Annotated in this window: 19 protein-coding genes; 17 read left to right on the forward strand and 2 right to left on the reverse strand. The window is 69.8% G+C overall.

The window, feature by feature from the left end; all coding sequences use genetic code 11:
• Positions 1–523: 523 nt before the first annotated feature.
• Complete coding sequence (locus ACIOC1_RS19180; protein ID WP_401855525.1) at positions 524–2290, reverse strand: hypothetical protein; 1767 nt, start codon at positions 2288–2290, stop codon at positions 524–526.
• Entirely contained in the window at positions 2287–2991 is a 705-nt protein-coding gene (locus ACIOC1_RS19185; RefSeq protein WP_355340228.1) for an ABC transporter ATP-binding protein, read from the reverse strand. The genes ACIOC1_RS19180 and ACIOC1_RS19185 overlap by 4 nt, the downstream gene beginning before the upstream one ends.
• Before the next feature lie 203 nt (positions 2992–3194).
• On the opposite strand from ACIOC1_RS19185, the gene ACIOC1_RS19190 reads away from it, so the two are divergent.
• The 17 genes from ACIOC1_RS19190 (at position 3195) to ACIOC1_RS19270 (ending at position 12029) form a co-directional block, all read left to right on the forward strand.
• Positions 3195–3413 carry a hypothetical protein gene (locus ACIOC1_RS19190; RefSeq protein ID WP_355340225.1) on the forward strand — a complete coding sequence of 73 codons (219 nt, stop codon included), beginning with the start codon at positions 3195–3197 and terminating at the stop codon, positions 3411–3413.
• 146 nt (positions 3414–3559) lie between these two features.
• Complete coding sequence (locus ACIOC1_RS19195; protein WP_401855528.1) at positions 3560–4693, forward strand: hypothetical protein; 1134 nt, start codon at positions 3560–3562, stop codon at positions 4691–4693.
• A 407-nt stretch (positions 4694–5100) separates the two neighbouring features.
• Positions 5101–5409, forward strand: coding sequence for a 30S ribosomal protein S10 (rpsJ, locus tag ACIOC1_RS19200; protein WP_014144312.1), 309 nt, complete (start codon positions 5101–5103; stop codon positions 5407–5409).
• Positions 5410–5423: 14 nt separating this feature from the next.
• The gene (gene rplC, locus ACIOC1_RS19205; RefSeq protein WP_188284641.1) at positions 5424–6068 is read left to right on the forward strand and encodes a 50S ribosomal protein L3; all 645 of its coding nucleotides are present in this window, start codon (positions 5424–5426) and stop codon (positions 6066–6068) included.
• Positions 6069–6073: 5 nt separating this feature from the next.
• A complete protein-coding gene (gene rplD, locus ACIOC1_RS19210) occupies positions 6074–6760 on the forward strand; it encodes a 50S ribosomal protein L4 (RefSeq protein WP_355340218.1) in 687 nt (228 codons plus the stop codon).
• Positions 6760–7101, forward strand: coding sequence for a 50S ribosomal protein L23 (gene rplW / locus ACIOC1_RS19215; RefSeq protein WP_188284643.1), 342 nt, complete (start codon positions 6760–6762; stop codon positions 7099–7101). The genes rplD and rplW overlap by 1 nt, the downstream gene beginning before the upstream one ends.
• 48 nt (positions 7102–7149) lie before the next feature.
• The gene (gene rplB, locus ACIOC1_RS19220; protein ID WP_073492405.1) at positions 7150–7986 is read left to right on the forward strand and encodes a 50S ribosomal protein L2; all 837 of its coding nucleotides are present in this window, start codon (positions 7150–7152) and stop codon (positions 7984–7986) included.
• Between the two features lie 12 nt (positions 7987–7998).
• Positions 7999–8280: a 30S ribosomal protein S19 gene (gene rpsS / locus ACIOC1_RS19225; RefSeq protein WP_033177798.1), complete on the forward strand. Its 282-nt coding sequence runs from the start codon at positions 7999–8001 to the stop codon at positions 8278–8280.
• A gap of 45 nt (positions 8281–8325) precedes the next feature.
• Positions 8326–8673: a 50S ribosomal protein L22 gene (rplV, locus tag ACIOC1_RS19230; protein WP_188284646.1), complete on the forward strand. Its 348-nt coding sequence runs from the start codon at positions 8326–8328 to the stop codon at positions 8671–8673.
• Positions 8673–9527: a 30S ribosomal protein S3 gene (gene rpsC, locus ACIOC1_RS19235; protein WP_355340213.1), complete on the forward strand. Its 855-nt coding sequence runs from the start codon at positions 8673–8675 to the stop codon at positions 9525–9527. Before rplV ends, rpsC begins: the two co-directional genes overlap by 1 nt.
• Positions 9528–9532: 5 nt before the next feature.
• Positions 9533–9952: a 50S ribosomal protein L16 gene (gene rplP, locus ACIOC1_RS19240; RefSeq protein ID WP_188284648.1), complete on the forward strand. Its 420-nt coding sequence runs from the start codon at positions 9533–9535 to the stop codon at positions 9950–9952.
• On the forward strand, positions 9952–10185 hold the full coding sequence (gene rpmC, locus ACIOC1_RS19245; protein ID WP_093713214.1) for a 50S ribosomal protein L29: 234 nt from the start codon (positions 9952–9954) through the stop codon (positions 10183–10185). The genes rplP and rpmC overlap by 1 nt, the downstream gene beginning before the upstream one ends.
• Positions 10185–10472 (forward strand): 30S ribosomal protein S17, encoded by a 288-nt coding sequence (rpsQ, locus tag ACIOC1_RS19250; protein WP_188284650.1) that lies wholly within the window; start codon positions 10185–10187, stop codon positions 10470–10472. Before rpmC ends, rpsQ begins: the two co-directional genes overlap by 1 nt.
• Positions 10473–10575: 103 nt before the next feature.
• Complete coding sequence (rplN, locus tag ACIOC1_RS19255) at positions 10576–10944, forward strand: 50S ribosomal protein L14 (RefSeq protein ID WP_031524788.1); 369 nt, start codon at positions 10576–10578, stop codon at positions 10942–10944.
• A 3-nt stretch (positions 10945–10947) separates the two neighbouring features.
• Entirely contained in the window at positions 10948–11271 is a 324-nt protein-coding gene (gene rplX / locus ACIOC1_RS19260) for a 50S ribosomal protein L24 (protein ID WP_188284651.1), read from the forward strand.
• Positions 11271–11840 (forward strand): 50S ribosomal protein L5, encoded by a 570-nt coding sequence (rplE, locus tag ACIOC1_RS19265; RefSeq protein WP_188284652.1) that lies wholly within the window; start codon positions 11271–11273, stop codon positions 11838–11840. Before rplX ends, rplE begins: the two co-directional genes overlap by 1 nt.
• A gap of 3 nt (positions 11841–11843) precedes the next feature.
• Positions 11844–12029: a type Z 30S ribosomal protein S14 gene (locus ACIOC1_RS19270; protein WP_030890724.1), complete on the forward strand. Its 186-nt coding sequence runs from the start codon at positions 11844–11846 to the stop codon at positions 12027–12029.
• The last annotated feature ends 204 nt before the right edge of the window (positions 12030–12233 follow it).

Below are 12233 nucleotides of genomic sequence, written 5' to 3' on the forward strand. Positions count from 1 at the left end.
CGTCCGGACGAAAGACGGTGCGCCCCGTCAGAGGCGAACCCCTCACCGGCGGGTGGTCCGGGGACAACCGGTCTGCCCCGCTGGGGCGGGTGGTGAGGTGCGGGAGCGTCGTGGCTGGTGGCGCAGTTCCCCGCGCCCCTTAAAGGATCGGCTCGCCGTCCGGACGAAAGACGGTGCGCCCCGTCAGAGGCGAACCCCTCACCGGCGGGTGGTCCGGGGACAACCGGTCTGCCCCGCTGGGGCGGGTGGTGACGTGCGGGAGCGTCGTGGCTTGTCGCGCAGTTCCCCGCGCCCCTTAAAGGATCGGCTTGCCGTTCGGGCGAAAGGGGGTGGGCCCCGTTAGGGGCGCGGGGAACTGCGCGGCCCGCCCCCACCGGCGGGTGGTCCGGGGACAACCGGATTGCCCCGCTGGGGCGGGTGGTGACGTGCGGGAGCGTCGTGGCTGAGCGCGCAGTTCCTCGCGCCCCTGAAGACCTGGCCCTGCGCGAGGGCGCCGGCTTTTTTGTGGGACCCCCCGGAGGGGTCAGTGGCGGATGAGGCGGTCGGCGGCGCGGGTGGTGAGGAGGAGAAGGAGGGCGGTGAGGAGGGCGGTGGGGAGGAGGAGCTGGGCGGCGGAGCCGGGGTGGAGGCCGTGGACGAGGGGCGGGTCGAGGAGGAGGGAGAGGGCGGTGACGGAGACGAGGGGCCCGGCGGCGTACCAGGCGAGGAAGATCAGCGGGCCGGGCCCGCCGACGGGGGAGCCGCCGCCGAGGAAGAGGAGCTGGGTGCGGGCGGGGCCGCGGCACGCGGAGAAGAGGGCGGCGGCGGTGAAGGGCGGGGCGCACAGGGGCATGAGCAGCAGCGCCGAGGGGGTGCCGGTCACGGCGAAGGGAACCGCGGCGAGCAGGCCGAGGAGCGCGCCGAGGACGGCGGGCACGACGGCGTGGTGCAGCATCAGCGTGCGGAAGCGGAACGGCGCCCAGGCGGCCCGCCGCACGTCGTCGGTCTCCAGCCGCGCCGCCTCGGCGAGCGCGCCGACCGCCATGTAGCCGAAGAGCAGGCCGAGGACGAGGCCGACGACCCGCCGCTCCCCGCCGAGGTCCACGCCGAGCCCCGCGGTGGCGGCGCCGCACGCGGTCCAGACGGCGGCCTTGCCGAGCCGCCCGGGAGCCCGCAGCAGCGCCAGCAGGTCGCGCCACTCGACGACGAAGTGCCGGCCGAGCCGCCCGCGCGGCGGACGCAGCCGCAGCCCGCGGGCGGTGGACGCGCCGCCCGCCTCCATGATCGCCAGCTTGGCGGCGCGCAGCTCCATCGACCACATCACGGAGGACACGGTGGTGGCCGTCGCCGCCCGCTCCCTGAGCTGCGTGGTCGGCACGCGGGCCGCGTCCCCGTACGCGCGGACGGTGGCGACGGCGGTGAGCGCCACCAGCAGCACGACCGCGGCGGGCCAGCCGGGCACCGAGCCGCCGGTGGCCCGTACGACCGGCTGCGCGGCCCAGCCCCACGGCCCCGACCACAGCTCGATCCACTCCAGGACCGACGAGCGGTGGCCGGTCGCGGCCAGGACGGTCTGGGCGGTCAGCGCGCCCAGCAGCAGGACGGCGGGCGCGGTCCACCGCTGGACGGCCCGGATCAGCCGGGGCCGCCGCTCGACGGCCATGCCGAGCGCGACCGCGAGCAGCGGCAGGCACAGCGCGGCCGGGAGCACCCCGAGCAGGGCGGGGCCGATCGCCGCGCGCCCGGTGACGCGCAGTACGACGCCGCCCGCGACCCCCACCAGCAGGCCGGGGATCAGCGCGATCCCGGCGGAGAGCCGGAACCACGGGCGCAGCACCGCCGCCCGCCGTACCGGCTGGGCCAGCAGCCAGCCCACGGTCGGGCCCGGCACGACGACCGGGCCGCGCCACAGCGCGTCGCGCGCCGCGAAGAGCGCGAGGGCGACGGTCAGGGTCGTGAACAGCGCGGGCAGCCCGCGCTGGAGGTCCCGGCCGACCCCGCTGTAGTCCGCGCCGTTCTCCAGCTCCCGCAGGAAGTGCACGGCCACCCCGCTGCCGTACCCGATGCCGCCGAGCAGCACGGAGTACAGCAGGACGGCCAGGTCCCGGCCCTGTTCCCTGCGGTGTGCCCGGCGCTTGCGCTTCAGCCAGGCCAGCGTCTCGGCCGTCCGGTCGTCGTCCTCCTCGCTCCAGACCTCGTCGGGGTCCGGGTCCCCGAGGTCGGACGCGACGTCGGACGCGACGCCGGAGTCGTCGCCGTCGTCCACCGGGTCCCGGCCGTCCGCCTGCGGCGGGATCGACGCGGCCGTCACGGGCGCAGCCCCAGCTCGCGCAGGACCGTGGCGGGCGCGCCGGTGGCGATCACACGGCCGTCCTCCAGGGCGATCATGCGGTCGGCGACGGCCTCGGCGAGGTCGGGCTGGTGGGTGGCGAGCAGTACGGCGACGCCGTCGGCCTTCTCCGCGACGAGCAGTTCGGCCAGGCGGCGCCGGGCGTCGGGGTCGAGGCGCTGCTCGGGCTCGTCGAGGACGAGCAGGTCGCGGGGGCGGACGAGGGCGGCGGCCAGCAGCAGGGACTGCATCTGGCCGGAGGAGAGCGAGCCCGGCAGGGCGTTGGCGTGGTCGGACAGCCGCCGGTCGGCCAGCACCTGGTCGATCCAGGCGGCCGCGTCGTCCACGGCGTGCGCGACGGTGACCAGCTCCAAGTGCTCGCGGACGGTCAGGTCCGGGTAGCAGGCGACGGTGTCGCCGACGACCGCGACCCTGGCGCGTACCTCCGGGTCGTCCTCGCTCATGGTGCGGCCCGCGAACAGCGCCTCTCCCGAGGTGGGCGCGTCCCGGCCGCTGGCGATCCGCAGCAGGGTGGACTTGCCGGAGCCGTTGTGGCCGAACAGGGCCGTGCAGCGGCCCGGCGCCAGGCTCAGGTCGAGCGGCAGCAGCGCCTTGCGTTCCCCGTAGGTCCTGCTCACCTTCCGCAGTCGCAGGAGCGCGCCCGCACCCTTGGTCGCCTTCATGCGGGGCCTCCGTGCCGAGGTGGGTGGATACGTCGTGACCTTAGTACGACGGGTGCGGCGGCCCGGCCGCCGGTCGGCACAGCGCCGCCGCATTGGTATAGACCTATAGCGGGTCGCCCGGATAGCATGCGAGCGCAATCGCACCACCTCCGCACGGTCCCTGACTGTCTGTCAGGGAATCACCCTGTTCAAGGAGTTGGAACGTGAGACAACGCATCGGACTGCTCGCCGCCGCCGCGGTGGCGATCCTGGCCCCGCTCGGCGCCGCGACCTCCGCCAGCGCCGCGGGCGAATTCCACGTCTCGGGCGTCTACTACACGCAGGAACAGTGCCAGGCGGCGGGCGCCGCGGGCGTCGCGCTCTGGGGTCCCAACTACTTCTGCTCCCAGGCCAACGGCTTCGTGTACCTCTACACGCACTGACCCCGTGACCCCGCGGACCCGCTGATCCCACCGGGATCACCGGCGGCACGGGACCGGGGGCGCGGCGCGGGCCCGCCCCCGGTCGTCACCGTGACGACACCCGAACGTCTTCCTGCGGTGGTTCGTTCAGGACAGAATCACCCCTCGTGACGATGACGGATGCCACGGAGACCGCCCACGCCGGCGGGAACGGCCCTTCGGCGCTGCTGCGCGGGCTGCTGGTCGGCGGGGCGTTCGGCGCCGGGGTGGCGGCGATCGTGGTCGGCGGCACCATCGGCAAGGTCGCGGTGTGGGGCAGCGGCATCGCGGCCCTGGCGCTGCTGGTCCTGACCACGGCCGCGTTCAGCGCGCGGCGCCGGGTGCGGCGGCCGGTCGTGGAGCGGGTCAAGGCCGTCGCCATGATCGAGAGCAGGCGCGCCACCAGCGGGGAGTACGCGGACGTGCCGGTGGCCTTCGACCTGACCGTGGCGCCGGACGACCGGCCCGCGTTCCGGGCCCACGTCCACCGGTCGGTGAATCTGGTCGACCTCCCCGACTTCCCGGTGCGCGGCATCGTGGTGGTCGAGTACCGGCCCGACAGGCCGTGGGACGTCACGATCGTCAGCGAGCCGGACGCGGAGTGGGCGAGCCGGGCGGCGCGGGCGTCGCTGGACTCGGCGCCGGAGTCCACGCGGGTCCGCGATCCGGAGAAGGCCGGCCCCTGGTGCGCGATCGCCGTCCTCGGCATGCTGGCCGGCGCCGCGGTCGTCGTCCTGGTCTTCCGCGGCGACCTCTTCACGGACGACCCGGCGAAGCCCTCCTCGTCCGCGACGAGCCCCGGCGCCTTCGGCGGTTCCGGCCGTTCCGGCGGTTCCGGCTCCACGAGCACGACCGTCTCGCGGAGCGTGACCACGGCCGACGTCAGCACCTCGATCCTCATCGGAGGGCAGTTGCGCGCCACCTCCGACGCGCTGCTCAAGGCCGGGGTGTCCACCGCCGTCAGCGTCAGCGTCACCGACCGCCGTATGACGGCCCGCGGCACGAAGCCGGACGAGTGGGCCCCGGGTCAACTGCCCGTGGTGCTGACCGACCTGCCGTACGAGCGGATGCCGGAACTCGTCAGGGAGGCCAGGACCAATCTCGGGGTCACGGGCGCGGGCGCCGGCTCCTGGAGGATCGACATCGCCCGCGACGCGAAGACCAGGGCCGTGGTGATCCGGGTGACCGTCACCGGCGGCAACGGCACGGCCGACGTGCAAGCGGACGGAACAGGACGTATCACCGCGACCCACTCGCTGTGAGGGCCGCCGCCGCACGCCTCAACGAGCCCAGGTTTGGCGGCTGAACGCGGAGGGGTAAGCTTTCCGGCCCGATTGGCCACGGCCATGCCCCATATGGCACACTGTCCAAGTTGCTCGGTCGAGCGCCGATGCTGCGCGCCTCCCGTCGGGAGGACCGGAAGCGAGTCCCACAGTACTCGTCGCCTTAACTGCCCCTCGGGGCAGCGCTGGGGCGGACGTACGGGAATCTTCCGGGAAGCGTGAGCGCGGTTCCGACCAGGCATCCGGTGGGTGTTATCTCCCACGCAACCCCCTGAAGAGGGATTTCCGCATGCGGAAATTCGCGGAAGGGGCGCGACACGCCCGACCGCGTGGGTCGGCGAAGCGGATGTCAGAGCGTAAACAGAGACAAGGACTACGGAGTAGCCATGGCGGGACAGAAGATCCGCATCCGGCTCAAGGCCTACGACCACGAGGTCATCGACTCCTCGGCGAAGAAGATCGTCGAGACGGTGACGCGTACTGGTGCGCAGGTCGCGGGCCCGGTGCCGCTGCCCACTGAGAAGAACGTGTACTGCGTCATCAAGTCGCCGCACAAGTACAAGGACTCGCGCGAGCACTTCGAGATGCGCACGCACAAGCGCCTGATCGACATCCTCGACCCGACGCCCAAGACCGTTGACTCGTTGATGCGCCTGGACCTTCCGGCCGGCGTCGACATCGAGATCAAGCTCTGAGAGGCGCGGAGAAGATGACCAAGCAGATCAAGGGCATCCTGGGCGAGAAGCTCGGCATGACCCAGGTCTGGGACGAGAACAACCGTGTCGTCCCAGTGACTGTCGTCAAGGCCGGTCCGAACGTTGTGACCCAGGTCCGTACGAACGACGCCGACGGTTACGAGTCGGTTCAGCTCGCCTTCGGCGAGATCGACCCGCGCAAGGTGAACAAGCCCCTCAAGGGCCACTTCGCGAAGGCCGACGTCACCCCCCGCCGCCACCTGGTGGAGCTGCGCACCGCGGACGCCGCGGAGTACACGCTCGGCCAGGAGATCACCGCCGAGGTGTTCGAGGCAGGCGTCAAGGTCGACGTGACCGGCAAGAGCAAGGGCAAGGGCTTCGCCGGTGTCATGAAGCGTCACAACTTCAAGGGCCTCGGCGCCGGGCACGGCGTGCAGCGCAAGCACCGCTCGCCGGGCTCCATCGGTGGCTGCGCCACCCCCGGCCGTGTCTTCAAGGGCATGCGCATGGCGGGCCGCATGGGCAACGAGCGGGTCACCACCCAGAACCTGACCGTCCACGCCGTTGACGCGGAGAAGGGACTGCTGCTCATCAAGGGCGCTATCCCCGGTCCGAACGGCGGCCTCGTCCTGGTCCGCACCGCGGCCAAGGGGGCCTGAAGGCTATGAGCACCATCAACGTCCTGTCGCCGTCGGGCGACACCGCCGGGACCGTAGAACTCCCGGCCGAGATCTTCGACGCCAAGGTCAGCATCCCGCTGATCCACCAGGTCGTCGTCGCGCAGCTCGCCGCCGCCCGCCAGGGCACGCACAAGGTGAAGACGCGTGGCGAGGTCCGCGGTGGTGGCCGCAAGCCGTACCGCCAGAAGGGCACCGGCCGCGCCCGTCAGGGCTCGACCCGCGCCCCGCAGTTCGCCGGCGGTGGCGTCGTCCACGGTCCCGTACCGCGTGACTACTCGCAGCGCACCCCCAAGAAGATGGTCAAGGCCGCCCTCCGCGGCGCCCTGACCGACCGTGCGCGGCACAACCGCATCCACGTCGTCTCCGGCGTCGTCGAGGGCTCCGCCCCGTCGACGAAGGCCGCCAAGAGCCTGCTCGGCAAGATCAGCGAGCGCAAGAACGTGCTCCTGGTCATCGAGCGCGCCGACGAGGCCGCGTGGCTTTCCGCCCGCAACCTGCCCCAGGTGCACATCCTGGACGCAGGCCAGCTCAACACGTACGACGTGCTCGTCTCCGACGACGTGGTCTTCACCAAGGACGCCTTCGAGCGTTTCGTGGCGGGATCCGGTCCTGAGTCGGCCTCCGGCAAGGCCGTCGCCTCCGAGGATGAGCTCGAAGGGAGCGAAGCCTGATGAGCGACGACACGACCACCACCGGACCCGTGATCACCAGCAAGACGTACACGGACCCCCGTGACCTCTTGATCAAGCCGGTGGTCTCGGAGAAGAGCTACGCGCTGCTGGACGAGAACAAGTACACGTTCGTCGTCGACCCGCGCGCGAACAAGACCCAGATCAAGCAGGCCGTCGAGGCGGTCTTCTCGGTCAAGGTCACCGGGGTCAACACGATCAACCGGCAGGGCAAGCGCAAGCGCACCCGCACCGGTTTCGGCAAGCGCGCCAACACCAAGCGCGCCATCGTGACCCTTGCCGAGGGCGACCGAATCGACATCTTCGGCGGCCCGGTCTCCTAACGGAGGCCGGATCGTGTCGAAGTCCTGAATTCATCCGAGGACTGAGAAATGGGTATCCGCAAGTACAAGCCGACGACTCCGGGCCGTCGTGGCTCCAGCGTCGCCGACTTTGTCGAGATCACGCGGTCCACGCCGGAGAAGTCGCTGGTCCGCCCGCTGCACAGCAAGGGCGGCCGTAACAACGCCGGTCGTGTGACCGTCCGCCACCAAGGCGGTGGCCACAAGCGCGCCTACCGTGTCATCGACTTCCGTCGCCATGACAAGGACGGCGTGCCCGCCAAGGTCGCGCACATCGAGTACGACCCCAACCGCACCGCGCGCATCGCGCTGCTGCACTACGCGGACGGCGAGAAGCGCTACATCCTCGCCCCCGCGAAGCTCCAGCAGGGTGACCGGATCGAGAACGGCCCCAACGCCGACATCAAGCCGGGCAACAACCTGCCGCTGCGCAACATCCCGGTGGGTACGACGATCCACGCGATCGAGCTGCGGCCCGGTGGCGGCGCGAAGATCTCCCGCTCCGCGGGCGCTTCCGTCCAGCTACTGGCGAAGGAAGGCACCATGGCCACCCTTCGCATGCCGTCCGGTGAAGTCCGCATGGTCGACGTCCGCTGCCGCGCCACGATCGGCGAGGTCGGCAACGCCGAGCAGTCGAACATCAACTGGGGCAAGGCCGGCCGCATGCGCTGGAAGGGCGTCCGCCCGACCGTCCGCGGTGTCGCCATGAACCCGGTGGACCACCCGCACGGTGGTGGTGAGGGCAAGACCTCCGGTGGTCGCCACCCGGTCTCCCCGTGGGGTCAGAAGGAAGGTCGTACTCGCTCGCCGAAGAAGGCATCGAGCAAGTACATCGTCCGCCGCCGCAAGACGAACAAGAAGCGCTAGGAGCGGGTTTAGATGCCGCGCAGTCTCAAGAAGGGGCCCTTCGTCGACGACCACCTGATCAAGAAGGTGGACGTACAGAACGAAGCAGGCACCAAGAACGTCATCAAGACCTGGTCCCGCCGCTCGATGATCATCCCGGCGATGCTGGGTCACACGATCGCGGTGCACGACGGCCGTAAGCACGTCCCGGTGTTCGTCACTGAGTCGATGGTCGGCCACAAGCTCGGCGAGTTCGCACCGACCCGCACCTTCCGCGGGCACGAGAAGGACGACCGCAAGTCGCGGCGTCGCTGAGCGGGCTGAACCGTGACGACGAAGACAGACACTGAAGGGACAACCATGGAAGCCAGGGCCCAGGCGCGGTACATCCGCGTCACGCCCATGAAGGCCCGCCGCGTGGTGGACCTCATCCGTGGCATGGACGCCACGGAGGCTCAGGCGGTCCTGCGTTTCACCCCGCAGGCCGCGAGCGTGCCGGTCGGCAAGGTGCTGGACAGCGCCATTGCCAACGCCGCGCACAACTACGACCACACCGACGCCGAGTCGCTGTTCATCAGCGAGGCGTATGTGGACGAGGGTCCGACCCTCAAGCGGTTCCGGCCGCGCGCCCAGGGCCGCGCCTACCGCATCCGCAAGCGGACCAGCCACATCACCGTGGTCGTCGCCAGCAAGGGAGAGACCCGGTAATGGGCCAGAAGGTAAACCCGTACGGGTTCCGCCTCGGCATCACCACGGACTTCAAGTCCCGCTGGTACGCCGACAAGCTGTACAAGGACTACGTCAAGGAAGACGTGGCCATCCGCAAGATGATGACGCAGGGCATGGAGCGCGCCGGTATCTCCAAGGTGGAGATCGAGCGCACCCGTGACCGCGTCCGCGTCGACATCCACACCGCCCGGCCGGGCATCGTCATCGGCCGTCGCGGCGCGGAGGCCGACCGCATCCGCGGTGACCTGGAGAAGCTGACCGGCAAGCAGGTCCAGCTCAACATCCTCGAGGTCAAGAACCCGGAGATGGACGCTCAGTTGGTGGCCCAGGCCGTCGCCGAGCAGCTCTCCTCGCGCGTCTCCTTCCGCCGTGCCATGCGCAAGAGCATGCAGGGCACCATGAAGGCCGGCGCCAAGGGCATCAAGATCCAGTGCGGTGGCCGCCTCGGCGGCGCCGAGATGTCCCGCTCCGAGTTCTACCGCGAGGGCCGTGTCCCGCTGCACACCCTGCGCGCCAACGTGGACTACGGCTTCTTCGAGGCCAAGACCACCTTCGGCCGTATCGGTGTCAAGGTGTGGATCTACAAGGGCGACGTCAAGAACATCGCCGAGGTCCGCGCCGACAACGCCGCGGCCCGTGCGGGCAACCGCCCGGCGCGTGGTGGCGGCAACGAGCGTCCGCAGCGCCGCGGTGGCGAGCGCGGTGGCCGCGGTGGCGGTGGCGGCCGTCGTCCTCAGACCGACGGCGCGTCCGGCTCCCCGGCCTCCAAGACGGATGTTCCTGCCGTCGAGGCCCCGGCAGCAGCCGCGGAGACCCCCGGAACGGAAGGCTAAGTACCATGCTGATCCCCCGTAGGGTCAAGCACCGCAAGCAGCACCACCCCGGGCGCGACGGAATGGCCAAGGGCGGCACGGAGCTGGCGTTCGGCGAGTACGGCCTTCAGGCCGTCACGCCCGCCTACGTGACCAACCGGCAGATCGAGTCCGCTCGTATCTCCATCACCCGTCACATCAAGCGCGGCGGCAAGGTCTGGATCAACATCTACCCGGACCGCCCGCTGACCAAGAAGCCCGCCGAGACCCGCATGGGTTCCGGTAAGGGTTCTCCCGAGTGGTGGATCGCGAACGTCAAGCCCGGTCGGGTGATGTTCGAGCTGTCATTCCCGAACGAGAAGGTTGCTCGTGAGGCGCTGACCCGCGCCGCGCACAAGCTTCCGATGAAGTGCCGCATCGTGCGGCGCGAGGCAGGTGAGTCGTGATGGCGGCCGGTACCAAGGCTTCCGAGCTGCGCCAGCTTGGTGACGAGGAGCTCGTCAACAAGCTGCGCGAGGCGAAGGAGGAGCTGTTCAACCTCCGCTTCCAAGGGGCCACCGGGCAGCTCGAGAACAACAGCCGGCTCAAGGTGGTCCGCAAGGACATCGCCCGGATCTACACGTTGATGCACGAGCGTGAGCTGGGCATCGAGACGGTGGAGACGGTGGAGAGCGCCTGATGAGCGAGAAGAATGTGACTGAGACGACCGACGAGCAGCGCGGCTTCCGCAAGACCCGCGAGGGCCTTGTGGTCAGCGACAAGATGGACAAGACCGTAGTGGTCGCCGTCGAGGACCGTGTGAAGCACGCCCTGTACGGCAAGGTCATCCGCCGCACCAACAAGCTCAAGGCGCACGACGAGCAGAACGCCGCGGGCATCGGCGACCGGGTCCTCCTCATGGAGACCCGGCCGACCTCCGCGACCAAGCGGTGGCGCGTCGTCGAGATCCTCGAGAAGGCCAAGTAATCCCTGAGGGCACTCCCTCAGGACCGTTCCGTCAGGCTCGGCGGTGGCCCGCTCCCCGTGAGTGGGCCCCGCCGGGAACCGACGCGACAAACAGGAGATAGACGTGATCCAGCAGGAGTCGCGACTTCGTGTCGCCGACAACACTGGTGCCAAGGAGATCCTTTGCATCCGTGTTCTCGGTGGCTCGGGTCGCCGCTACGCGGGAATCGGTGACGTCATCGTCGCCACCGTCAAGGACGCGATCCCCGGTGGCAACGTGAAGAAGGGCGAGGTCGTCAAGGCGGTCATCGTCCGGACCGTCAAGGAGCGCCGTCGCGCCGACGGCTCGTACATCCGGTTCGACGAGAACGCCGCCGTCATCCTCAAGAACGACGGCGACCCCCGCGGCACCCGTATCTTCGGCCCGGTGGGCCGTGAGCTGCGCGAGAAGAAGTTCATGAAGATCGTCTCGCTCGCGCCGGAGGTGCTGTAACCGATGAAGATCAAGAAGGGCGACCTGGTCCAGGTCATCACCGGTAAGGACAAGGGCAAGCAGGGCAAGGTCATCGTTGCCTACCCCGCGCTCGACCGTGTCCTCGTCGAGGGTGTCAACCGGGTCAAGAAGCACACCAAGGCCGGCCAGACCGACCGCGGTTCGAAGACCGGCGGCATCATCACCACCGAGGCGCCCATCCACGTCAGCAACGTGCAGCTCGTTGTTGAGAAGGACGGCAACAAGGTCGTGACCCGCGTCGGCTACCGGTTCGACGACGAGGGCAACAAGATCCGCGTTGCCAAGCGGACCGGTGAGGACATCTGATGACTGACACCGCTACGACGCACGCACAGCCGCGTCTCAAGACGCGCTACCGCGAGGAGATCGCGGGCAAGCTGCGCGACGAGTTCTCGTACGAGAACGTCATGCAGATTCCCGGTCTCACCAAGATCGTGGTCAACATGGGTGTGGGCGACGCCGCCCGCGACTCCAAGCTGATCGAGGGCGCCATCCGCGACCTCGCCACGATCACCGGCCAGAAGCCGCAGGTCACCAAGGCCCGGAAGTCCATCGCGCAGTTCAAGCTGCGTGAGGGTCAGCCGATCGGCGCCCACGTCACCCTCCGCGGTGACCGCATGTGGGAGTTCCTGGACCGCCTGCTGTCGCTCGCGCTCCCGCGTATCCGCGACTTCCGCGGTCTGTCGCCGAAGCAGTTCGACGGCCGGGGCAACTACACCTTCGGTCTCACGGAGCAGGTCATGTTCCACGAGATCGACCAGGACAAGATCGACCGCGTCCGGGGTATGGACATCACCGTGGTCACCACGGCGACCAACGACGATGAGGGCCGCGCCCTCCTTCGTCACCTCGGCTTCCCGTTCAAGGAGGCGTGAGCCGTGGCGAAGAAGGCTCTCATTGCCAAGGCCGCTCGTAAGCCGAAGTTCGCTGTGCGCGCGTACAACCGCTGCCAGCGCTGCGGCCGGCCGCACTCCGTCTACCGCAAGTTCGGCCTGTGCCGCGTGTGCCTTCGTGAGATGGCCCACCGTGGCGAGCTGCCGGGCGTGACCAAGAGCTCCTGGTAGTCCGGGCAATCCGGATCACCAGGAACTCTCGGTAAGCATCTGGACGGTCGGGGGCCCAACCTTTTTCCCGTAAGGTAGAAGGGTTGGGCGTCCGCCGCCCGATTCGACTTACTACGCCGTAGGTCCCCGTACCGCACCCGTCCCGACGTGTCCGCCACCGCGCGGCGCACCTCTCGGGGAGAGGGATGGCACAGATAGGAAACC

The organism is Streptomyces sp. NPDC088197 (genome assembly GCF_044741185.1).
Classification (GTDB): domain Bacteria; phylum Actinomycetota; class Actinomycetes; order Streptomycetales; family Streptomycetaceae; genus Actinacidiphila.